The sequence below is a fragment of the Cetobacterium sp. NK01 genome (assembly GCF_024506395.1).
GTDB classification, from domain to species: domain Bacteria; phylum Fusobacteriota; class Fusobacteriia; order Fusobacteriales; family Fusobacteriaceae; genus Cetobacterium_A; species Cetobacterium_A somerae_A.
This window is the reverse complement of record NZ_JANIBO010000001.1, coordinates 433,401-456,913: the sequence shown is the minus strand read 5'-3', so window position 1 is coordinate 456,913 and position 23,513 is coordinate 433,401. Positions and strand designations below refer to the sequence as shown.

Below are 23,513 nucleotides of genomic sequence, written 5' to 3'. Positions count from 1 at the left end.
ATAAATGACTGTACTTAATTACAATAATAGAAGCATTTTAGGAGGAAAATATAATGACAAAAAAAGAATTCGCAAAAGTATTATTTGAAAAAGGTGTATTCTCTTCAAAAGCAGAAGCAGAAAGAAAGTTAGATTCAGTTCTAGTTACAATAGAGGAGACTTTACAAGCTGGAGAAGAAATTAACTTCATCGGATGGGGAAAATTCGAAGTTGTTGAAAGACCTGAGAGAACAGGAAGAAACCCTAAAACTGGAGAAGAGATCAAAATAGAAGCTAAGAAAACTGTAAAGTTTAAAGCTGGAAAGTCTTTAGTAGACAAAATGAACTAATATTTAATCATTTAAACCGAGATATATTCTCGGTTTTTTTTTATATCTTTTATAAATTGCTATTGACTTATTAAAATTTATTAGCTATATAAGTAATAACGTAAAAAATCTCTTAAAATAGGAGGAACAATTATGATTAGTTATGAAATGAGTGAGATAAGAAATATAACTCTTTTAGGGCATCGTGGAAGTGGAAAAAGTAGCTTAGTAGAGGCCATGCTATACATATCTAATACAACCTCTAAGATGGGGAGTGTTGACTCTCAAACGAGTATATCAGATTTTGATAAAGAGGAAATGAAACAGGGATTTTCGATTAATACGTCAGTTATACCTCTTGAATATTTAGGCCATAAATATAATATATTAGACACCCCTGGATATTCAGATTTTTCAGGTGAAGTTTCCTCAGCTTTAGCAGTTTCAGGTGGAGCAGTTTTAGTTATAAATGGAGCTGCTGGAGTAGAAGTAGGAACAGAAAGAGCTTGGAGATTACTTGAGGAGGCTGGCATTCCAAGAATTATTTTTATTAATAAAATGAATAAAGGTGTTCATAATTATGAGAAATTACTTTATGATATGAAAGAAAAATTTGGAAAAAAAGTTGCTCCGTTTTGTATACCTATAGGATTTGAAGAGGAGTTTAAAGGATTTGTAAACGTTGTAGATTTAAAGGGTAGAATTTTTAACGGAGACTCTTGTGAAGATGCACCAATTCCAGAAGATATAGATGTTTCAGAAGTAAGAAATCTTTTATTAGAAGCTATTGCAGAAACAGATGAAAATCTTTTGAATAAATATTTTGCAGGTGAAGAGTTTACAGAAGATGAGATTAGACAAGGGTTACATAATGGTGTTGTAAATGGAGAAATAGTACCTGTTGTTATTGGATCAGCAAGTAATGGAATTGGTGTAAGAACTCTTTTTGAAATGCTATATAATTATTTACCTACTCCAGTAGAGGTAAATGGTGGTATTAAAATAGGATATACTGTAGATAAAAACGAAATGTTGAGAAGAAAAGTTTCTATAGATGAGCCATTTTCTGCAGTTATTTTCAAAACTATTGTAGATTCTTATATGGGAAAAATATCACTTTTTAAAGTTAATTCTGGATTTATAAAAAAAGATGATGAAGTGTTAATATCTAATAAAGGGATAAAAATAAAGGTAGGAAATATATCTTTTTTCAGAGGAGGAAAACAACTTCCAGCTGAAGAAGTCCGAGCTGGAGATATTGGAGCAATGACAAAAATTCAAGAAGCTCAAACGGGAGATACATTATGTGATAAAGAGAGTCCGATTTTATATCAGGTTATAGAGTTTCCAAAACCATGCCTATACATGTCTATCATTCCTAAAGAGAAAAGTGATGACGATAAATTAAGTGGGGCTCTTCAAAGATTAAAGGATGAAGATCCATCTTTTTCAATAGGAAGAAATTATGAAACAAAAGAATTAATAATAGGAGGTCAAGGAGAAAAACATTTAAATATATTATTAAATAAATTAGAAAATAAATTTGGAGTTAATGCTTTATTAAAAGAACCTGAAGTTTCTTATAGAGAGACGATAAAAAATAGTGTAGAAGCTCAAGGAAGACATAAAAAGCAATCTGGAGGAGCTGGTCAATTTGGAGAGGTATTCATAAAGTTTGAACCTAATAGTGATGAATTTGCTTTCTTTGATAACATCCATGGAGGTGTTGTACCTAAAACTTATATTCCAGCAGTAGAAAAAGGTTTGTTAGAGGCAAAAAATAAAGGAAAACTTGCAGGTTATCCTGTAATTAATATAAAAGCTACGTTATATGATGGGTCATATCATCCTGTAGATTCTAATGAAATATCATTTAAGCAGGCAGCAATATTAGCGTTTAGAAAAGGAATGGAAACAGCTAAATGTGCAATATTAGAGCCTATTGTAAAAATGGAAATAGTAGCTCCAGATGAATATATAGGTGATATCATGGGAGATATGAATAAAAGAAGAGGACGAATACTAGGGATGGAACCTAAAGCATATTCTGAACAACTTTTAACAGTTGAAGTACCGGAAAGTGAAATATTAAAATATGCAATAGATTTAAAATCATTAACTCAAGGTAGAGGAAGATTTGAATATAATTTCTTAAAATACGAAGAACTTCAAGAAAATTTAGCACAGAAAATAATTGATATAAGAAAAAATAAATAAATTAAAAAGCTCTGTTTAACAGAGCTTTTTAAAATAGTTCTTTTTTAAATAAAATCCAAGTTATTATAACACCACAAGCAACAGCAACTAGTAAAACCCAAAGAAATCCATAGGTATCTGAAGCAAAAGGAACTCCACCAACATTCATACCCCAGAGTCCGGAAACAACAGTAGGTATGGCAAAAACTATGGTTATAGAGGTAAGTTTTTTCATAACTATGTTAAGGTTATTTGACATAACTGTAGAAAAAGCATCACGAGTACTACCTAGAATACTTGAATATATATTTGCCATTTCAATAGCCTGTTTAGTTTCAATTATAACATCTTCAAGAAGTTCTAAATCATCAGGGTATCTTTTAACGATTTCTGTTCTCATCATTCTTTCAAGAACAGCTTCATTTGATTTTAGTGAGGTTGTAAAGTAAACTAAACTTTTTTCTAATTCTAGAAGAAGCATAAGTTCTTGATTTCTAAGATTATTTTTTAATTGCCTTTCAATATTATCACTAATTCGTCCAATTTGTTTAAGATAAAGTAAAAAATATGTTGAATTTCTAAAAAGCATTTGTAAAATAAATCTTGTTTTTTTAAATGTAAAAAAGCTTTTTATTCTTCCTTGAACAAACTCTTCAATTAGAGATAGTTTAACTGTAGAAACAGTTAAGATGTGATCTTTTAATAAAATTATTCCAAGAGGAACAGTTGTAAAAGAACAACGATTATTTTCATCATGAATAGGAACATCAATAATAACTAGAATGATATCGTCATCAATTTCTAAACGTGCTTTCTCTTCTTCGTCAAGAGCGGCACGAATATGTTCCTCTGGTATATCAAAACTATTAGTTACAACTTTAATCTCCTCCTCAGTAGGATTAGAAAGATGTATCCATGTATTTTTTTCAGTAAGTTTTTCAACTTCCAATGTTTCAGAAATTGAAAAAAGCTTTTTTTCTAAAATATCATTATGACTTTTGTAAATTTTTATCATAAAAAACCGCCTAAAATTGTGTTTTAGTCTCTTAAAGCAAGAGGCATTAAAATATATTTATAAGAGTTATTATCTCTTTCGGTAATTTCAAACATTGCTGACGATGAGTTTCCTTTGATAAAAACATTATTATTTAAATTTTCTACAAACTCAAAAAGAAATTTAATATTTAAAGAACATTTAAAATCATCACCAATTTTTATCATTTCAACTTTTTGATTGATTTTTGCTTTTCCAGAGGATGCTGAAATAGAGAGTTTTTTTCCTTTAAATTCTAAAATAGCTCCATTTTTAGATTCGTTGCTAGTTCTTGCAACTGTTAAAACTTTTTTTAAAGAACTTTTAAAATCATTATAGTTAAATTCCATCTCTTTGCTAAAACTATTTCCACAAAGAATAGCATCAAAATTTGGAAATGGAAGAGTAGTTACTTTTGTAAGAAAATAAGTATCTTTCCATAAGAAAATAAGATTTTCTCCATTTGAACCTATAGTAATCTCTTCATTTAAATCTTTAATAAGTTTACATAAAATATTGACAGATTCAAGAGGAATAGAAAAATCTTTTGAGATAAAAGCACTATTGTTCGTTTTTAAATATGTTAATCTATAAGAATCTGTTGACACAAATGATATACGATCCTCTTTGAATAAAACTCTTATACAATTTATAGCTAAATTTTCAGTAGAAGGTGCTACTGAAAATTTTGTTTTTTCAAAGCCTTTATAAAGTTCTTGTGGTGAAATTTTAGCAATTTCATCAATTACAGGGAGCTTTAAATTTTCAGGGAAATTATCGTTATAAAGTAATGTAAACTCAGCTAAATGTATAGATAAAATATCGTTTTTAGATGAAAGGGTAATTATATCATCATCCAAAAGTTTTATATATTCCAAAGCTAAATTTGGTTTAAATATAACAATACCATTTTCATTTGTATTGCAATGAATTGTTTTTATATAGTTAACATCAAGATTAGTACCGGTAAAAGTTACTTTTCCGTTGTTTGATTCAATTTTTAAACCAGAAATAATAGGTTTAATTGGGTTATCTTTTAAAATATTAATAAATTCAGAGAAAATTTCAACTAAATCATTTCTTTTAATGTTAAAATTCATGTGGGATCCTCCTAAAATTAGTCTTTTCTAAAATTATACACTATAAATAAGAGCCTTACAAGAAATAAAAAAGCCTAACTTAAATTTTTAAGTTAGGCTTAAAAAAATTAATCTATTAAAATTTCTTGCCAGTATTTACTTTGAAGATCAAGAGTATTTTTAATGTCTCTTAAAATTTCAGTATGTCTTAAATCTTCAATAGAATAAAGAGGTTCTATTGTTATAAGCTCTCTAGCAGGAACATTTATAGATGGAACTCTTAAATGTTCAGCAATAAGTTTATAGTTTTCAGGTCTTTGTATAAATTCTAAAAATTTATATGCAGCTTCTTTATTAGGTGCTGTTTTAGGAATAACAAATGAATCAATATAAGCAGTTCCACCTTTTTCAGGAATAATAAATTCAGTAGTTTTTAATTGCTCAGGAGTCAATTCATTAAGAACATTATCAGGATAACATTGAACAACCCAGAAATCTTCATTAGCAAAACCTTTACCAAAAGATTCTGAATCAAATTTAGCAATATTTTTTTTCCATTCTTTTACAAGATTAGCAGCTTGTTTTATAGCAGACTCATCTTCAGTAGTTTGTGGATAACCTAATGTTCCTAAAGCAGAAGTCATTACCTCTCTCATATCGTCTAGTAAAGTCATTTTTCCTTTATAAGCAGAATTGTTGTAAATAGTAAAATCTTTAGGAAAATCTTTTACATATTTTGTATTAACGGCAATCGTTGTAGCTCCCATAGCAAAAGGAAAAGCATAATCATTGTTAGTATCAAAATATTGTAATTTTTCAAGAACCATAGGATCTATATTATTAAATGATGGTAATTTTGACTTATCAAGTTTCTCAATCATACCATCATTCATTAAAATTTCAGCATAATCTGTTGAAGGTGTTAAGATATCATACCCAGTTCCTCCAGCTTTAATTTTAGCAAACATTTCTTCATTTGATGAATAAATATCTTCAACCACTTTGATACCTGTTTCTTTTTCGAAATCGTCATAAATTTTAGTAGGAATATAATCCGCCCATCCATAAAGATAAAGAACATTTTCATTTTTTTGTTTTTCTTTACCACATGAAAGTAACAAGAAAATCAAAGATAATAAAGTTATTATTTTTTTCACTTAAACCTCCTTAAAAATATAAATTTTATAACCAGTAAAAATTGTATTATATTTTTTTAATATAGTCAAGGATAATTAGATCAGGTATTATTTAACTAGAAAATAGAACAAATATAATGTATAATCATAAATAAAATAACAAAAATTTTAGGAGATAAAAAATTGGATATAATAACAAGTAAAGATAATGAAGTTTATAAGAGATTAAAAAAATTAAAAACAAAAAAATATAGAGAAATAGAAAATGCTTTTCTAGCAGAAGGAAGAAAATTTCTAGAGCTTGAGCAACTACCTAAAGTGATAATATTTAGAGAAGGGACAAGTCAAGAAATAATTAAAATGAGCGAAAAGCACGATTGTAGAAAAATAATTTTAAATGAGAAATTATTTAAGGAGTTAAGTTCTCAAGAAAACTCTCAGGGGGTTATAATTTGCTATTCTTCAAGAATTAAAGAATTAAAAGAACTGGAAAATAATATAATAATATTGAATAAAGTATCTGATCCAGGTAATTTAGGAACTATTATAAGAGTTGCAGATGCTGCAGGATTTAAGGACTTAGTTTTAACAAAGGGAAGTGTAGATTGTTATAATGAAAAAACTGTTAGAAGTAGCATGGGATCTATTTTATCAATAAATATATATTATGTTGAGGAAGATAAAATAATAGACTCATTAAAAGAGAAGGGGTATAAAGTAATAGTTACTGCTTTAGAAAAAGATTCAATTCCGTATACTAAGATGAAATTAGAAGAAAAAAATGCATTTATATTTGGAAATGAAGGAGACGGTGTTTCCCAAGAATTAATATTGAAAAGCGATGAAAAAGTAATAATTCCAATATATGGAAGTGCAGAGTCTTTAAATGTAGCTATGGCTACGGGAATAATTTTATATGATGTAAGAAATAAATTAGAAAATAATTAAAAGACTATAGGAGATAAAATTAAAATGATAAAATTAGTTGTTACAGATATGGATGGAACATTTTTAAATGATAAAAAGGAGTTTTCAGAAGAGTTTTGGGAAATACATTCAAAAATGGAAGAGAAAAATATTAAATTTGTTGTAGCTAGTGGAAGACAGTATCAAAATTTGAGAAAAAATTTTGAAAAAATTATGGATAAAATAGTCTTTATTGCAGAAAATGGAAGTTACGTTGTTGAAAAAGAAAAAGAAATTTATTCAAGAATCTTATCAGAAGATATAATAAAAAAATATGTAGAAATTGGAAGGAAGATTCCCACAACAAATATAGTTTTATGTGGTAAAAAATCAGCATATATAGAATCTAATAATAAAGAGTTTATAAATGAAGTAGAAAAATATTATGAAGAGAAAAAGATAGTTACTGATCTTTTAGAAGTAAAAGATGATGAAATAATAAAAGTAACTTATTGTGATTTAAGTGGAACTGAAAAAAATGTATATCCGTATATAAAAAATGAAAAGGACACGCAGATTGTTGTTTCTGGAGAGATTTGGTTAGATATAAGTCATCTAGAATCAAATAAAGGAATAGCTCTAGAAGCACTTCAAAAAAAATTAAATATAAAATATGAAGAAACAATGATATTTGGAGATTATTTAAATGATTATGAAATGTTAAAAAAGGGAAAATATAGTTTTGCCATGGAAAATGCTCATGAAGAAGTTAAAAGGATTTCAAATTTTATAGCGAAAAGTAATAACGAAAATGGTGTAATAGAAGAATTAAAAAAAATTATTTAAAACAAGTTTTTAAAAGGAGGGGAAGTTCTAATGAATACATGTTTAAAAGTAATATTTATGATATTTTTATCAATGAAAATTTTTGCCGAATACAAATTTCCAATAAAAAATCCATATGTAGCAACAATTGTTGGAAGTTCTAAAATTATGACAGAAGGAGTACCAGATCAAGTACCAACGAAAGATTTTAAAATTTTATTAGAAAGAAGTAATAAAGTTCCACCAAATATGTGGTTTGATAAAGGGTTTAATTTTTCTTTAAGTAAACAAAAAGGAAAAGCACCGTTAATTTTTGTTTTATCAGGAACAGGATCAGCTTATAACTCTATAAGAACTAAAAATTTTCAAAAGATATTTTATAATGCAGGATATCATGTGTTGACAGTGACATCAGTATTTAACTCAAATTTTATATTGAATGTATCTAATAGTAGAGTGCCTGGAGTTTTAATACAGGATGGATTAGATTTATATAATGTTATGGGTGATATGTTAGATAAAGTAAAAAAGGAAGAAAAATTAGAAGTAGATGATATATATTTAATGGGATATAGTATGGGAGCTACTCACTCGGCAGTTTTATCATATTTAGATTCTCAAGGAAAAGATTTTAACTTTAAACGAGTTTATATGATAAATCCATCAGTTAATCTTTATTATTCAGCAACTGTTTTAGATAACATGCTATATAAAAATATAGAAAATAAGGGTGATATAGTTAAAATCATAGATGAGGTTATGGAGGTTGTAAGAAAAAATATATCTCCAAGTGACTTACAAATAACAGAAGAGGGAATTTATTCTATTTTTGAAAAACAAGAGCTGTCAAATAAAGAGATGGAGAGATTAATAGGTTTAGCATTTAATTTGACTTCAATTGATTTGAACTATATAGTAGATCAAATAAATGGAACACATGTATATTCTAATACATCTCCTGAAAAATTTTCAAATATGTATCCATATTTTAAAGGGATTAATTTTGCGAGTTTTAGTGATTATCTTAATAAATTAGCATATCCGTATTATTTAAAGATATTAGGTGGAGATTTAACTTTTAATGATATGCTAAGATACGGAGATTTAAATATAATAAGAAGTTATTTAGAGAAGGAGAATAAAATCGTAGCTGTAACAAATGAGGATGATTTTATTTTATCTAATAAAGATAGAGTATTTATAAAAAAAGTATTTAAAGAAAGAAGTTTAATATACCCTGATGGCGGACATTGTGGTAATATGTTTTATCAAACAAATGTGGATAAAATGTTAGAATTTTTACAAAAGGGGGTATTTAATAATGAGTTATAAAAAAGCATTTTTAGCATTAAGCTGTGTTTTTTTTATGGGTTGTTCCTCTTTAAATAAAAATTCTAGTAATTTAACAAGAAATGAAGTACAAGAGGAAAAGCATACTCACCTAAAAGAAAAAAAATACCTAAGCTTAAAAACTGGTCAACAAATAGATTATAAGGCAGAAGATATAAGAAGCGAGGTAGTAGAAAAAAAAGAGATAAATGGAACAAAATTTATAGAAGTTTATGATCCATTAGAGCCTTTAAATAGAAGGATTTATTATTTTAATTATTATTTAGATAAATATGTGCTAATACCAGCAGTGAATACATATGAGTTTATAGCACCAAAATTTGTTCAAAAAGGCGTATCAAATTTTTTCTCAAATTTACAGGAGATAAATACATTTGTAAATTCAGTCTTGCAATTAGAGGGAAGAAAGGCTACAATAACTCTTGTGAGATTTGGAATAAATTCAACAATTGGTATTTTAGGATTATTTGATGTAGCGTCAGCTTTAGAACTACCAAAAACATATGAAGATTTTGGATTAACTTTGGCAAAGTATGGAGTTGGAAATGGTCCATACTTAGTGCTACCAGGGTTTGGTCCATCAAATTTAAGAGATACAACAGGAAAAGCAGTTGGAATAATGAGCGTATCAGAAGTAAATCCATATGATCAACCAATTGGATTTGATGTTAATAATCCAGGAGTGACAGCAATGGGCGCAATTAACGCAAGAAAAGAGAACCAAAATTTTAGATACTATGGAACAGGAAGTCCATTTGAATATGAGTATGTAAGATATTTCTATACTAAGTATAGAGATACGTTAATAGATGTTAATGATGTAAACGGGAGAGGTGAATAATTTTGAATTTACAAGAGTTTGTATTAAACTATAAGGATGATGTTGTAAAATCAATTCAAGAATCAGTAAGAATTAAAAGTGTTCAAGAGGAGCCGTTAGAAGGAATGCCTTTTGGAGAAGGACCAGCAAAAGCTTTAGAACATATGTTGAAATTAGGGGAAGAATTAGGATTTAAAGTTGAAAATTTTGATAACTATGCAGGGCATATAGATTTTGGTGCAGGATCAGATGAAAATATGATAGGTATTTTAGGTCATGTGGATGTTGTTCCTGAAGGAAAGGGTTGGGATTATCCACCATATGAAGCTAAAATAGTTGATGGGAAGATGTATGGAAGAGGTGTTTTAGATGATAAAGGACCTACCATAGCAGCTTTATATGCGTTAAAAGCTATAAAAGATTCAGGGGTAAAATTAAATAGAAAAGTTAGGGTTATCGTTGGTGCAAATGAAGAGACAGGTTGGGGATGTATGAATCATTACTTTGGAGAGTTAAAAATGCCACAACCAGCAATGGCTTTTACTCCAGATTCATCATTTCCTGTAACTTATGCTGAAAAAGGTATATTACACTTAATGCTAACTAAAGAATATGCAGAAGAATTAAGCTTTACAATAAAAGGTGGAGTAGCATTTAATTCAGTTCCAGACTCAGCTATAGGAATTTTTCCTTTATCTATGAAGGATGAGATTCTATTAGGTTTAGATAAATTTAATGCTGGAAAGGAGTTTAAAATATCATTAACAGAAAAAGATAATAAGATAGAGTTATTGTCTTTAGGAAAAGCTTCTCATGGAGCAAGACCAGCTAATGGATATAATGCAATAGCGGCATTATTTTCATTCTTATCAACAATAAAGATAGAAGATGAAAAATTAAAGAATTTAGTTGAATTTTTTAATGAATACATAAAAATGGAATATTCAGGAAAGTCATTAGGGATTGATTTTAAAGATGAACCATCTGGAGTATTGACATTAACTATTGGTAAAATAGAGTGTGAAGGGAAAAATATAATGTTTGGTTTTGATATAAGATATCCAGTTACATTTACTAAAGAACAAGTTATTGAGCAAGTTGAAAAAAGAGCAAAAACTAAAGAATTAAATGTAACAATAAGATCTGCTAAAAATCCACTATATGTTCCAAAAGATAGTTTTTTAGTAACAACTTTAATGGATATTTATAAAAATATAACTGGAGATGTTGAAGCCGAACCAGTTTCTATTGGTGGAGGGACATATGCAAGAGCAGTAACAAATGGAGTGGCATTTGGAGCTCTGTTAAAAGATCAAGAGGATAATATGCATCAGAAAAACGAATATTTAGAATTAGATAAATTAGATACATGGTTAAAAATATATGTTCAAGCAATATATGATTTAGCAAAATAAAAGTGTAAGAAAAAACTGCAGTGATGCAGTTTTTTTTATTTTTTCATTTTTATAAAAAGAACAAAAGTACTAAAAAAATAGTATATTAAAAAAATTACAAACTATATAAATAATAATTATATATTTAATAAATACAATCATAATAAAAATATATTTTCAAAAAAGCATATAATAAAATATATTAATTCAAATGGTAAAAAAATATATTTAATGGGAGGGATAAATTTATTATGAAAAAAATTTTTTTAGTTTTGATGAGTTTCTTATTATCAGTAATAACTATAGCTCAAGCTCCTTATCATATAGGAGTTATAACAGGAACTGTTTCACAGTCAGAAGATGGTTTAAGGGGAGCAGAAGAAGCTATAAAGCTTTATGGAGCAGCTGATAAAGGTGGAGAAATTGTACATGTAACATATCCAGATAATTTTATGCAAGAAATGGAAACAACTATTTCTCAAATGGTAAGCTTAGCAGATGATCCTAAAATGAAAGCGATAATTGTTGGAGAGGCAATACCTGGAACTGTTGAAGCATTTAGAAGAATTAGAGAAAAAAGACCAGATATTTTGCTTCTAGCTAATTCTCCACATGAAGATCCAGAAATGATAGGAGAAGTATCTGATTTAGTTGTAAATCCAGATAGTATCGCAAGAGGATATTTGATTGTAAAAGCTGCTAAAGAGATGGGAGCTAATAAATTTATGCATATCTCATTTCCAAGACATATGAGTTATGAGCTTCTTTCAAAAAGAAGAAATGTAATGAAAGTTGCAGCTAATGATTTAGGAATGGAGTTTATTGAAATGACGGCTCCTGACCCAGTAAGTGATGTGGGAGTAGCTGGAGCACAGCAATATATATTAGAACAAGTTCCAAATTGGATAAAAAAATATGGAGATAAAACAGCTTTTTTTGCAACAAATGATGCTCATACAGAACCATTATTAAAAAGAGTAGCAGAACAAGGTGGATTTTTTATAGAAGCAGATTTACCATCACCTACTATGGGATATCCAGGAGCATTGGGAATACAATTTTCTGAAGATGAAAAAGGTAATTGGCCTAAAATATTAGAAAAAGTTGAAAAAACAGTGAATGAAAAAGGTGGAGCACAAAGAATGGGAACTTGGGCCTACTCATATAACTTTTCAGTAACAGTATCTTTAGTTGATTTAGCTAAGGAAGTTTTAGATGGAAAAGCTCAAATAGATGATTTTGATGCATTAAAAGAAGTGTTAGCTAAAAACACTCCAGGAGCTCAGTGGAATGGTAGCAACTATGTGGATGTAAAAGGGATAGAAAAAGAAAACTTTTATTTATTGTATCAAGATACATATGTGCTAGGAAAAGGATATCTAAAAATGACAGAATTAGAAGTGCCAGAGAAATATTTTTCAATAAAATAATTGAAATAACTGACCACTAGTCTTATTTGTCTAGTGGTCAATATTTTTTAAGGAGGGATAGTATGCAAAAAGAACTTTTAAAGATGTCAAAAGTATCTAAAAGTTTTGGAGAAAATATAGTCTTAAAAGACATAAATTTTACAATAAAAGAGGGAGAAATTGTAGGACTTGTTGGAGAAAATGGGGCAGGAAAATCTACGTTGATGAAAATAATATTTGGAATGTCGGTGATTGATGAAACTGGTGGTTATAATGGAGAGATGATTTTTCAAGGAAAAAAAGTGAAGTTTAAAAGTTCTTTTGATGCTTTAAATGCCGGAATAGGAATGGTTCATCAGGAATTTTCTTTAATTCCAGGATTTAAGGCTTCAGAAAATATAGTTTTAAATAGGGAAAGTTTAGAGAAATCATATTTAAAGGAAATTTTTGGAAATAGAATTAGTCAAATAGATCCTAAAAAAAATACAGAGAGGGCAAAAATAGCTGTATCTCATTTAGGAATTGATTTAGATGTGGAGATAAAAGTTGAAGAAATGGCAGTGGCTCATATGCAATTTACAGAAATAGCTAGAGAGATAGAAAGAGAAAATGTAAAGTTATTAGTTTTAGATGAACCTACAGCAGTTTTAACGGAAAAGGAAGCAGAGATATTGTTGAAAACTATGAAGAGATTAGCAAGTGAAGGAATAGCGATTATTTTTATAACTCATAGATTAGATGAGATTATGGATGTAACAGATAGAGTTATAGTTTTAAGAGATGGTATTATGATGAGTGAAGTGGAAACTCAAAAAACTACAGTAGATGAAATTACAAAATTAATGATCGGAAGAGAGATCGGCAATAGAAGTTTAAAAAAATCTGAAGAAGGTAACTCTTTAGAAACAATCTTAGAAATTAAAAATATGTGGGTTGATATGCCGGGGGAAAAGGCTAAAAATATAAATTTAAAAATAAGAAAAGGTGAAATATTAGGATTAGGGGGAATGGCTGGCCAAGGAAAAGTTGGGATTGCAAACGGGATAATGGGTCTTTACCCTGCTGGAGGAGAAATTATTTATGATGGAAAAAATATGAAATTAAATGATCCGAGAATACCATTAGAGAAGGAAATATATTTCGTATCAGAGGATAGAAAAGAAGTTGGACTTATATTAGATGAAGAAATTGATATGAATATAGCATATCCTTCTATTTACATAAAAAATGAATTTTTAAAAAATAAATATTTTGGATTATTGAAAAGTATTGATAAATTAGCTATAGAAAAAAATACAAAAGATTATATAGAAAAATTAGAAATAAAGTGTATGAATGGAAGACAAAAAGTTGGAGAATTAAGTGGAGGAAATCAACAAAAAGTTTGTTTAGCCAAAGCATTTACAATTAATCCCAAGGTTTTATTCATATCAGAACCTACAAGAGGGATTGATATAGGGGCTAAAAAAATAGTTCTTGAAACACTAAAAGAATATAACAGAGAAAGAGGAATGACAATTATTTTAACTTCCTCTGAATTAGAGGAGTTAAGATCAGTGTGTGATAGAATAGCTATTATAACTGAGGGAGAAGTAGCAGGTATTTTATCTCCAGAAGATGATTTGTTAAACTATGGAAAGTTAATGACAGGAGTAAAGGGGGATAGAAACAATGGATGAAAATATATTTAAAAAAATAGGACGAATAGGTTTGCCTAGAATAATAATTGCCTTATTTTTATTGTTACTTTATATATTAGCTCCTTTTGTTGGAGTAAATCTAAAGACTGCGTTTCAAGATACATTAATTAGAGTTGGGATGAATATAATATTAGTTTTATCTTTAATACCAATGATTCAAGGAGGAACAGGGTTGAATTTTGGTATGCCTCTTGGAGTAGAGGCAGGGTTACTAGGAGCAGTAATAAGTATAGAATTAGGACTAACAGGAATTTTTGGTTTTTTAGGAGCCGTTATAATATCGCTTCCAATATCAATATTATTTGGTTATGGTTATGGAACAATTTTAAATAGAGTTAAGGGTGGAGAAATGATGATAGCAACTTATGTTGGATTTTCATCAGTTGCATTTATGTGTATTATGTGGTTAATTTTACCATTTAAAAGACCAGATATGATTTGGGCGTATGGTGGAGAAGGATTGAGAACAACAATTAGTGTTGAAGGGTATTGGAATAAGATTTTAGGAAGGGTTTTTTCTAATTCAGGAAGTTTTAGTTACATAGGAGAATTTGTATTTTTTATGTTGTTAGCTTTTTTTATAAAAGAATACTTTAAAAGTAAAAATGGTTTGGCGATGAAGGCAGTTGGAGCTAATGAAAAATTTGCGAGATCATTGGGCGTAAATATAGATAAAACGAGAACTAATTCAGTTATAATGTCAACTATGATAGCTGGTATAGGAATAATTGTTTATCAACAAAGCTTTGGCTTTATTCAGCTATATTTAGCACCATTTTATATGGCATTTCCAGCGATAGCTGCAATTTTAATAGGAGGAGCCTCTGTAAAAAAAGCTTCAATATTTAATGTTATAGTTGGAACAATTTTATTTCAAGGTGTTATAACAATGACTCCAATTGTAATTAGCGGAGTTATAAAAACAGACATGTCAGAGACAATAAGAGTAATTATTTCAAATGGAATGATATTATATGCACTTACAAGAAAAGTAGGAGGGAGATAATGGAGAAGTTAAAAAATTTTTTAGAGAAAAATATTGTTCCAATTTTTATATTAATATTTTTATCTTTAATAATACCTGTATCAAAATTAACCCCTCAATATTTAATACAAGAGATGATTTTAAGATTAGATAGAAATTTATTTTTAGTACTTTCATTATTGATTCCTATAATAGCTGGAATGGGACTAAACTTTGGTATTGTTTTAGGTGCTATGGCAGGACAAATAGCATTAATTTTTATAACAGAATGGAGAATTATAGGCTATCAAGGCGTTTTTCTAGCAATGATTTTATCAACTCCTATAGCTATGTTATTAGGATATTTTAGTGGAAATATTTTAAATAAAGCTAAAGGTAAAGAGATGATAACATCTATGATATTAGGTCTTTTTATGAATGGAATATATCAACTTATTGTTTTGTATGGAATGGGAAATATAATAAAAATTTCAAATCCAAAATTAATTTTATCAAGAGGAAGTGGAATAAGAAACGCAATAGATTTACAGGGGATTAGAAGAGGTTTAGATGGTTTACTAGAAATAAATATATTTGGACAAAAAATACCTATGGCTACTTTTTTAATAGTAATATTATTATGTGTATTTATAGTGTGGTTTAGAAAAACAAAGTTGGGACAAGATATGAGAGCTGTTGGACAAAATATAGAAATAGCAAGAGCTGCAGGAATAGATGTTGATAGAACAAGAGTTCTAGCTATAGTTATATCAACTGTATTAGCTGGATTTGGACAAATTATATATTTACAAAATATAGGAACTATGAATACTTATAATAGTCATGAGCAAATAGGAATGTTTTCCATAGCAGCACTTTTAATTGGAGGAGCTTCAGCTGTAAAAGCAAGCATTCCAAATGCAATAACAGGTATAGTTTTATTTCATATGATGTTTATAATTTCTCCTGTTGCAGGAAAGGAGTTGATGGGTTCAGCTCAAATAGGAGAATACTTTAGAGTGTTTGTTTCTTATGGTATTATAGCTTTAGTTTTAGTAATGCATGAGTGGAGAAGAGAAAGAGAAAAGAAATTAAAAAGAATTGAGGAGTCAATAAAGTGTGAGGGGGAAGCTATATGAGAAAAAAAATAAGTATAACAATTTTTTTTCTGCTTATATCTTTAATAGGTGGTATCCTATATTTAACGGGGCAAGAGCATACGTTGATTATAAATAATGTATATTCTAATAAAAAATTAAGTAAGAATATTATTATTAAAAATTTAGAGACAAAAGATAAAAAGATAGGAAAAAATAAAAAAGTGATATTGAATTTAAAAGGTAGTAGCCATAAATTTATATTAGAGGTAGATGGAGAAGAAAAAGAAGGTATTATAGAGTTTAGCTTAAATAAAAGTGGAGAGCTACAAATAGAAGATTTTTTAAATGATAAAAAAGATTGGTTAAAAGAGATAAATCAGTATTAAAAAAAGGAGAATAATTCTCCTTTTTTTTAATTAATTTATAAATCGACTTTCTTTTAAATATTTTAGATCATTACCAGCAATAAAAATTATAGAGTTATTAGATAGAAGATCAATAACCTCCTTAGAAAGTTCTGTTGGGATTGCAGGACATCCAAGAGTTCTACCTAAAAACCCCATTTGATCAATATATTTTTTAGATGCATAATCAGCGCCATGAATCACAATAGCCCTATCATAGGCGTTTGAATTAAATCTATTTTCAAGACCTTTTAACCTTAGAGAATAACCGTAATTTCCTACGTATGGTTTTGTGTCAGTTATAAAAAATCCTAAAGAGCTTTGAAAAGAGTTAGGAGCATTTGAAAATTTTGTAGCTAAAATTTTACCACTATTTTTCCCATGAGAAACATATGTGTAGTATAATAATTTTTTTTCTTTCAAATCTATAACAGAAAATCTAGGTTCAGTAGATGGCTTAGTAAAATCAATAACTGTTAAAAATTGAAAACTTTTTCCTTTGATTTTAGAAGCTCCTTTAATTGCTTGTTTAAATACATCATAGTTCATTTTGTCCTTCAGTTTTAAGGATTTATAAAGAGATGAAGTAGAACCTAAAGTAGTTATATATAGTACAAAAAATAAGAATAAAAATTTTTGTTTCATAGCTCACTCCTGGAATATATTAATAGATAAATAATTTAATAAAAATAATATTTTTAAAATATTATTTTTATATAGTAACAACTATTGATTGGAAGATTTTATATGTAACAAATCCAGGTTTAGCGCCTTTGGGTTTATTTAAATATTTAATCTGAGTATAATCAACAGTAAGTTTAGTTCCTACAGGAAGCTTAGATTGTTGACCACAAAAAACAGCAATATCATAAATGTTTTTTTGAGATAAATTTTCACTGTGACTAACAATAGCATGGGTTCCTGGAACATCCTTGCAATGGAACCAGATATCATTTTTATGTGAATATTTTGTAGCTAAAGCGTCATTCTCTAAATTATTTCTTCCATATTTAACCAAGATACCATCTATATTAATTTCTCCAAAAGTAAAAGATTTAGTAATTTGTTTTTTGTTATTTTTTTTATTAGGTTTATTCTTAGAAGAAATTTTTAAGTATCCTTCATTTAAAAGTTCTTCTTCAATAAGCTTAAGATTTTCTTTAGAATTACTATTATTAATAAAAGTTTCGACACTAGAAAAATATTTTAAGTTATTAGAAATTTCAATTAATCGTTTTTCGTTAAACTCCATACCCTTTTTTAATTTATTATATTTTTTATAAATTTTCTCTAAATTTAGTTGAGGAGTAAGTAATGGATCTAGAGTTATTTTACACATAGAATCATTATAAAAATCATAGAGTTCAACCTCTTTCATTCCTTTTTTTAAAGAATATAGAGAAGCTGCTAGAATATCTCCAAGTTCTCGATATCGATCAAAATCTTTTTTTTCTACTAAATCTTTTTTAATAGAGATAATTATTTTTTCAGATTTTTTAATCTCCTTTTTTATGCAAGCTGATAATTTATCTTTTAAAATTTTAAAAGTATTAGATAAATTTTCTGAAGTTAAATAAAAATTAATTAATTCTTGAAAAGAGTTATAGGATTTTACATAATGATATTCTTTTGGTTCAATATTTAAAACAGTTGCTAAGATAATTTCATTATGTTCATTAAAAAATATTTTAGGTGAAATTTGATCTTTTAGAATATTTTTTAAATTCTCAAAAGAAGAAAGAGAGTTAGCTAAAAATTTTCCAAATCCTTCTATATTTTTCAAAAGAGTTTTTTCTTCTTTTTCTTTATCAAATTCCTCTTTAGTAATCATTAGAGGAGATCTCTTTTTCTCTAGAGCTGGAGTTGTGTAATCAATTCCAGGAAATAGTATTCTGTTTGGATTTTCTTCAATAGAAAAACGTTTTATAGAATCTAAGACCTTATTTTCTTTATTAGTTAAAATAAGATTTGAGTGTTTACCCATCATTTCAAAATATAAATTATAAACTTTGATTTCACCAAGTTCATTTAATTTTGAGAATGTAAAATTTAATATTCTGTCAAATCCTATTTGGTTAATAGAAATTAAGGTTGAACCCGCTATATATTTTTTTAGATTTAAAGAGAATGAACTATTTTCCTCTAAAAGATTATCCTCTTTGGTATCAGATAGGTAGCATAATGAAAGAGAAGGGAAACAAGAGAGAATAAATCTCTGTTTCCCAAAGTTAAGACTTATAGCTAAGGAGCTAGTTTGAACAATCTTATTAACACTTTTTCCTTTTAAAGTAGTTTCTAATTCATCTTTAATTTTATTTAAAGATATTCCGTCAAGATACAACATTATTCTTCTACCTTTATTGCAATAAGATTTTTAGCATCCAAAAGATTAACTTTTAATACAGAGCCGTCTTCTTTTTCAAGTGCTACCTTATCTTTTTCTTCAGACTCTACTATTTTAACAGTTGAATAATGTTCAATTCCATTATTAGAAAAATAGTCTTGAATAATTGGAGTTCCTTTTACTTCGTTAATAGAAACAATAGTACCTACTGGAAATTCAGTTACAGAATGTGGTTTGAAAAACTCTGTTTTATCTTTTAAATTTTTTAAAATTAGTTCAAACGTTTCTGTAAAGTGGTTCAGATCCTTTTCTGGAATATTTTCTGTGATAGTTGAAATAATATTTTTATGATAGTTATTATGATAATTTAATGCCTCAATTCCTTTTTTTGATAAAGAGACATAAACTTTTCTTCTATCAGCATCAGATCTAACTCTGTCAATAAATCCTTTTTCTCTTAATTTTGTAATAGCTACGGTTGCAGTTCCCATAGTTATTCCTAGCCTGTCAGAAAGTTCATTCATACTTAATGATTCTTTTCCAATAGCTTCAATAATGTGTAATTCAGTGTGAGTTAAGCATTTAATTCCTCTTTTTAACGCTAGATCTTCTGTTTCATAAAATAATTTATAAAAATTTTCTAAAACGTCATTTACTTTATTTATATTATTCATAATTATCTCTCCTTTAAAGATTTGATTCTCTCCTTGTAATTTCCAGAGAAAACGTATGAACCAGCAACAAAAATATTAGCACCAGCGTCAATACATTTTCCAATAGTCTCATTAGTTATTCCACCATCAACTTGAATATCAATAGTACTGCTTAAATTACGAACTTCTCTAATTTTTTGAACAGAGCTTTCAATAAATTTTTGACCTCCAAATCCAGGATTAACCGACATAACTAATACCATATCTAATTCATCAATAACATATTTGATAGCGTCAACAGAAGTGGCAGGGTTTAAAGAAACTCCAGCTTTTATTCCGAAAGATTTGATCAATTGAATTGTTCTATGTAGATGTTTTGTAGCTTCAGCATGAACAACAATAATATCAGCTCCAGCTTTAACAAACTCTTCAATGTATCTTTCAGGTGCTTCAATCATAAGGTGTACATCAAAAACTAATTTAGTTTTATTTCTAATAGATTTAATAACAGGTGCACCAAATGTAATGTTAGGAACGAACATACCATCCATAACATCTATATGAATATAATCAGCTCCAGCTTGATCAATGGCAATAACTTCATTTCCTAATTGACTAAAGTCAGCAGAAAGTATTGAAGGTGCTATTTTGATTTCTTTTTGTATCATTTGAAAATTCACTCCCTTTGTAATTTTTCTAATTTGAACAATCTCTATTTATATTTATTCCAGATTTCATTTTTAGATTTTTCGTAACAACGTTTATAAAAATCATATCTCTCTTTAGGAATTTGACCAGTATCGGCAGCATTTTTTACACCACAGTTAGGTTCATTAATATGAACACAATTATTAAATTTACACCCTTCACTTAAATTAAACTCAGGAAAAAGATCAATTAATTCTTGTGCATTTTCAGTAGGAGGTAACTCCACAGAGGAAAATCCAGGTGTGTCAATAACGAATCCTCCACTAGGAAGAGAAAGTAGTTTACTATCTCTAGTAGTATGTTTACCAGCCCTTAATCTTTTACTTGTTTCACCTGTTTTTAGTTCTTTCGAGTCTTGTAAAAGATTCAAAATACTTGATTTTCCAACTCCAGATGGACCACCAAAGGCTGTAACATTATCCTTTAAAAAGTCTCTTAGTTGATCTATACCAATATTTTCATAAGTCGATATGTAAAAAACAGGAATCTGTATTTTAGATAAATATTCTAAATTAGATTTAATTTCCTTTAATTCTTCAGGTGTCAATAAATCTATTTTATTAATGATTAATACAGGTTTGATTTTATTATACAGACTATTTAAAATTAAAATGTTTATTTTTTCATAGTCAATAGCTGGATCTTTAGCAGCAAATTGTATAACACCGTAATCTATGTTAGCAACTAAAGGTCTTCTTAAAAGATTTTTTCGAGGCTTTACCTCTGTTATAAAGCCGTCTGCATCAAAAACAACATAATCTCCTACAGTGCAATTTTCTCTTTTGTCAGATCTTTTTAAGATTCCTCTTAATTTACAAAGATACTCTTTTCCATTACTTTCAATATTATAAAAACCTTGAATTTTATTAATAACAATTCCTTCGATAGTAATTCACGCTCCTTAAATTAATAACTTACAACGATATCAATGATAGTTCCAGCAGGAACAGCTTCTCCGATATGTGTAGTTTCTATAACAATTCCTTTTTCTAATCCAGGGACAACCTTTTCTTTAACCACACCTATAATAAGTCCCTTTGAAATTAATTCATTATTTGCTTCTTCAAAAGTAAATCCGATGGTATCAGGAACTTCTACAGAAGCAATAGAATTAGAGTTGCTTAATAAAAGAGAGACTCCTTTATTTTTTTGAGTGCTTTGTCCAACAGATGGAGTTGTAGCTAAAACAGTGTTGTAGGGTAAGTTTGAAGATGTATAAGAAACTTTTTTTATTTTGATTCCTTCTTCTTGTAGTCTAGCAGAGACCTCAATTAAATTTTTATTAGTATAGTCAGGCATAGTATAATCGTCTTTTCCTTTGCTTAACCAAACTCTAACAGTTCTTCCTTCTTTAACAACTTTTTCAGCAGCTGGATTTTGTTTAAATATAGTTCCAGCAGGTAGGTTAGAAAAATCATTTCCAGCAACAATTACATTGATTTTATCAATAGAATCTATTTTATTTACTTGTTCTAAATTCATTCCAACAAGATTTGGTAGTGAATAAAAACTTTTATTAAAATATGTTTTTAAGAAAATATTAAAAGCAAAAAAACAAATAAAAATAATAAGTATGAATGATAGCAAATATGCTAAATATTTTTTCATTTTTCCTCCTAAATTAGTACTATGAAATTAAATAATAAAATACTCTAAATACTCCTAAAATAATATCATAGTGGCACTAAAATATCAATAATTACTTGATAAATAGTAGCTTAAATGATAGAATATTTTGTAAACTATTATTTGAAATTTAGGAGGGTAAAATGGATTACACAATAGAGAAAATGATTTCTGAAGGAGATTTACAGGCTAGAATAAAAGAGGTTGCAAAAGAGATTGAAAAAGATTATGCAGGAAAAGATCTTATTTGCGTAGGTTTACTAAAGGGATCAATCATGTTCATGGCTGATTTATTAAAAAGTGTTGAGCTAGATTTAGCTATGGATTTCATGAAAGTCTCTAGTTACCATGGTGGAACTGACAGTACAGGTGTAGTAAAGATTTTAAAAGATGTTGATGAAGATTTGACAGGAAAAGATGTTTTAATTATAGAAGATATAATTGATACAGGTTTAACATTAGAGTCTGTAAAAAAGTTCTTGATGTCAAAACAACCAAAATCTTTAAAAGTATGTTCTTTATTAGATAAACCAAGTAGAAGAAAAGTTGAAATGGTTGGGGAATATATTGGATTTGAAATACCAGATGAATTTGTAGTGGGGTATGGTTTAGATTATGATGAGCTATATAGAAACCTTCCTTATATTGGAAAAGTAGTTAGAAAGTAATAATTAAAAGGAGGGAAAATGTCCTTTAAACACAAGAAAAAATTTGGACAAAACTTCTTAACAGATCAAAATGATGTTTTGAATAAGATTATGGAAGTTTCAGAAGTTAGAGAAGATGAACATATAATTGAGATTGGACCAGGTGAAGGTGCATTGACAGCTTTGTTATTAGAAAGAGCAAAGCAAGTTACTTGTATTGAGATCGATACGGACTTGGAAAAAATTCTTACAAAAAAATACTCATCAAATCCTAAATTTAATTTAATAATGCAGGATGTTTTAACTGTAGATTTAAAAAATGTTTTAGAAAAAGGAAGAGTAGTTGCAAATATTCCTTATTATATAACATCACCAATTATAAATAAAATTATTGAAAATAGAGATAGAATTAGTGAAATGTTTATAATGGTGCAAAAAGAAGTGGCTGAGAGAGTTTGCTCAAAATCAGGGAAAGAAAGAAGTGTATTAACACTAGCTGTAGAGTATTATGGAGAAGCAGAGTATTTGTTTACTATACCAAAAGCGTTTTTTACCCCACCACCAAAAGTAGATTCAGCGTTTATGTCAATAAAATTCTATGAAGACAGAAGATACGAAAATAAAATTTCAGAAAATTTATTTTTTAAATATGTAAAGGCAGCTTTTTCGAATAAAAGAAAAAATATTATAAATAATTTAACGACTTTAGGATATTCTAAAGATTTTATAAGAGAAAAGTTATCTAAGTTAGGTATATCAGAAACGGAAAGAGCAGAAAACTTAACGATTGAACAGTTTATAGAGTTAGCTGAGATATTTGAAGAAGAATAAAACTTTTAATAAGTGAGGCGTGGATAAAAGAAGGGAAAATTCCTAATTTTTGAAAGCCTCCTTTTAGCTTAAAAAGGAGT

The 23,513-nt window shown here is 28.1% G+C and carries 23 protein-coding genes; 14 read left to right on the top strand and 9 right to left on the bottom strand.

The window, feature by feature from the left end; genetic code table 11:
- Positions 1 to 53 precede the first annotated feature (53 nt).
- On the top strand, positions 54 to 329 hold the full coding sequence (locus NON08_RS02225) for an HU family DNA-binding protein (protein WP_023049818.1): 276 nt from the start codon (positions 54 to 56) through the stop codon (positions 327 to 329).
- Between the two features lie 132 nt (positions 330 to 461).
- On the top strand, positions 462 to 2,525 hold the full coding sequence (fusA, locus tag NON08_RS02220) for an elongation factor G (RefSeq protein ID WP_256689896.1): 2,064 nt from the start codon (positions 462 to 464) through the stop codon (positions 2,523 to 2,525).
- A 28-nt stretch (positions 2,526 to 2,553) separates the two neighbouring features.
- Here fusA and NON08_RS02215 read toward each other — a convergent pair whose 3' ends face one another.
- The 3 genes from NON08_RS02215 to NON08_RS02205 all read right to left on the bottom strand — a co-directional run bounded on the left by NON08_RS02215 (position 2,554) and on the right by NON08_RS02205 (position 5,773).
- Complete coding sequence (locus tag NON08_RS02215; RefSeq protein ID WP_256689895.1) at positions 2,554 to 3,519, bottom strand: magnesium transporter CorA family protein; 966 nt, start codon at positions 3,517 to 3,519, stop codon at positions 2,554 to 2,556.
- A 23-nt stretch (positions 3,520 to 3,542) separates the two neighbouring features.
- Positions 3,543 to 4,637 (bottom strand): DNA polymerase III subunit beta, encoded by a 1,095-nt coding sequence (locus NON08_RS02210; protein ID WP_256689894.1) that lies wholly within the window; start codon positions 4,635 to 4,637, stop codon positions 3,543 to 3,545.
- Positions 4,638 to 4,744: 107 nt separating this feature from the next.
- Positions 4,745 to 5,773 (bottom strand): extracellular solute-binding protein, encoded by a 1,029-nt coding sequence (locus tag NON08_RS02205; protein ID WP_256689893.1) that lies wholly within the window; start codon positions 5,771 to 5,773, stop codon positions 4,745 to 4,747.
- A gap of 162 nt (positions 5,774 to 5,935) precedes the next feature.
- Between NON08_RS02205 and NON08_RS02200 the strand changes: the two genes are divergently transcribed.
- From NON08_RS02200 to NON08_RS02155, 10 genes are all read left to right on the top strand, one after another.
- Complete coding sequence (locus tag NON08_RS02200) at positions 5,936 to 6,700, top strand: TrmH family RNA methyltransferase (protein WP_256689892.1); 765 nt, start codon at positions 5,936 to 5,938, stop codon at positions 6,698 to 6,700.
- A gap of 24 nt (positions 6,701 to 6,724) precedes the next feature.
- Positions 6,725 to 7,504 (top strand): Cof-type HAD-IIB family hydrolase, encoded by a 780-nt coding sequence (locus NON08_RS02195; RefSeq protein WP_256689891.1) that lies wholly within the window; start codon positions 6,725 to 6,727, stop codon positions 7,502 to 7,504.
- Positions 7,505 to 7,534: 30 nt separating this feature from the next.
- On the top strand, positions 7,535 to 8,815 hold the full coding sequence (locus NON08_RS02190) for a serine/threonine protein kinase (RefSeq protein WP_256689890.1): 1,281 nt from the start codon (positions 7,535 to 7,537) through the stop codon (positions 8,813 to 8,815).
- The gene (locus NON08_RS02185) at positions 8,805 to 9,674 is read left to right on the top strand and encodes a VacJ family lipoprotein (RefSeq protein WP_256689889.1); all 870 of its coding nucleotides are present in this window, start codon (positions 8,805 to 8,807) and stop codon (positions 9,672 to 9,674) included. Before NON08_RS02190 ends, NON08_RS02185 begins: the two co-directional genes overlap by 11 nt.
- Before the next feature lie 2 nt (positions 9,675 to 9,676).
- Entirely contained in the window at positions 9,677 to 11,068 is a 1,392-nt protein-coding gene (gene pepV, locus NON08_RS02180; protein ID WP_256689888.1) for a dipeptidase PepV, read from the top strand.
- A 230-nt stretch (positions 11,069 to 11,298) separates the two neighbouring features.
- Positions 11,299 to 12,477, top strand: a complete 1,179-nt coding sequence (locus tag NON08_RS02175) for a DUF3798 domain-containing protein (RefSeq protein ID WP_256689887.1) — start codon at positions 11,299 to 11,301, stop codon at positions 12,475 to 12,477.
- 62 nt (positions 12,478 to 12,539) lie between these two features.
- A complete protein-coding gene (locus NON08_RS02170; RefSeq protein ID WP_256689886.1) occupies positions 12,540 to 14,135 on the top strand; it encodes a sugar ABC transporter ATP-binding protein in 1,596 nt (531 codons plus the stop codon).
- A complete protein-coding gene (locus NON08_RS02165) occupies positions 14,128 to 15,162 on the top strand; it encodes an ABC transporter permease subunit (RefSeq protein WP_256689885.1) in 1,035 nt (344 codons plus the stop codon). Before NON08_RS02170 ends, NON08_RS02165 begins: the two co-directional genes overlap by 8 nt.
- Complete coding sequence (locus tag NON08_RS02160; RefSeq protein ID WP_256689884.1) at positions 15,162 to 16,259, top strand: ABC transporter permease; 1,098 nt, start codon at positions 15,162 to 15,164, stop codon at positions 16,257 to 16,259. Before NON08_RS02165 ends, NON08_RS02160 begins: the two co-directional genes overlap by 1 nt.
- Complete coding sequence (locus NON08_RS02155) at positions 16,256 to 16,606, top strand: hypothetical protein (protein ID WP_256689883.1); 351 nt, start codon at positions 16,256 to 16,258, stop codon at positions 16,604 to 16,606. The genes NON08_RS02160 and NON08_RS02155 overlap by 4 nt, the downstream gene beginning before the upstream one ends.
- Positions 16,607 to 16,636: 30 nt before the next feature.
- Here NON08_RS02155 and NON08_RS02150 read toward each other — a convergent pair whose 3' ends face one another.
- The 6 genes from NON08_RS02150 to NON08_RS02125 all read right to left on the bottom strand — a co-directional run bounded on the left by NON08_RS02150 (position 16,637) and on the right by NON08_RS02125 (position 21,937).
- Positions 16,637 to 17,269 carry a murein L,D-transpeptidase catalytic domain family protein gene (locus tag NON08_RS02150; RefSeq protein WP_256689882.1) on the bottom strand — a complete coding sequence of 211 codons (633 nt, stop codon included), beginning with the start codon at positions 17,267 to 17,269 and terminating at the stop codon, positions 16,637 to 16,639.
- Between the two features lie 67 nt (positions 17,270 to 17,336).
- Complete coding sequence (locus NON08_RS02145) at positions 17,337 to 18,968, bottom strand: NFACT family protein (RefSeq protein WP_256689881.1); 1,632 nt, start codon at positions 18,966 to 18,968, stop codon at positions 17,337 to 17,339.
- The gene (locus NON08_RS02140) at positions 18,968 to 19,645 is read right to left on the bottom strand and encodes a MarR family winged helix-turn-helix transcriptional regulator (RefSeq protein ID WP_256691209.1); all 678 of its coding nucleotides are present in this window, start codon (positions 19,643 to 19,645) and stop codon (positions 18,968 to 18,970) included. Before NON08_RS02140 ends, NON08_RS02145 begins: the two co-directional genes overlap by 1 nt.
- A complete protein-coding gene (rpe, locus tag NON08_RS02135) occupies positions 19,645 to 20,286 on the bottom strand; it encodes a ribulose-phosphate 3-epimerase (RefSeq protein ID WP_256691208.1) in 642 nt (213 codons plus the stop codon). Before rpe ends, NON08_RS02140 begins: the two co-directional genes overlap by 1 nt.
- A gap of 47 nt (positions 20,287 to 20,333) precedes the next feature.
- Positions 20,334 to 21,200, bottom strand: coding sequence for a ribosome small subunit-dependent GTPase A (rsgA, locus tag NON08_RS02130; protein WP_256691207.1), 867 nt, complete (start codon positions 21,198 to 21,200; stop codon positions 20,334 to 20,336).
- Between the two features lie 35 nt (positions 21,201 to 21,235).
- Complete coding sequence (locus tag NON08_RS02125; RefSeq protein WP_256689880.1) at positions 21,236 to 21,937, bottom strand: PASTA domain-containing protein; 702 nt, start codon at positions 21,935 to 21,937, stop codon at positions 21,236 to 21,238.
- Between the two features lie 161 nt (positions 21,938 to 22,098).
- Here NON08_RS02125 and hpt point away from each other — a divergent pair, with 161 nt between their 5' ends.
- On the top strand, positions 22,099 to 22,623 hold the full coding sequence (hpt, locus tag NON08_RS02120; RefSeq protein ID WP_256689879.1) for a hypoxanthine phosphoribosyltransferase: 525 nt from the start codon (positions 22,099 to 22,101) through the stop codon (positions 22,621 to 22,623).
- Positions 22,624 to 22,641: 18 nt separating this feature from the next.
- Positions 22,642 to 23,433 carry a 16S rRNA (adenine(1518)-N(6)/adenine(1519)-N(6))-dimethyltransferase RsmA gene (rsmA, locus tag NON08_RS02115; protein ID WP_256689878.1) on the top strand — a complete coding sequence of 264 codons (792 nt, stop codon included), beginning with the start codon at positions 22,642 to 22,644 and terminating at the stop codon, positions 23,431 to 23,433.
- Positions 23,434 to 23,513 lie beyond the last annotated feature (80 nt).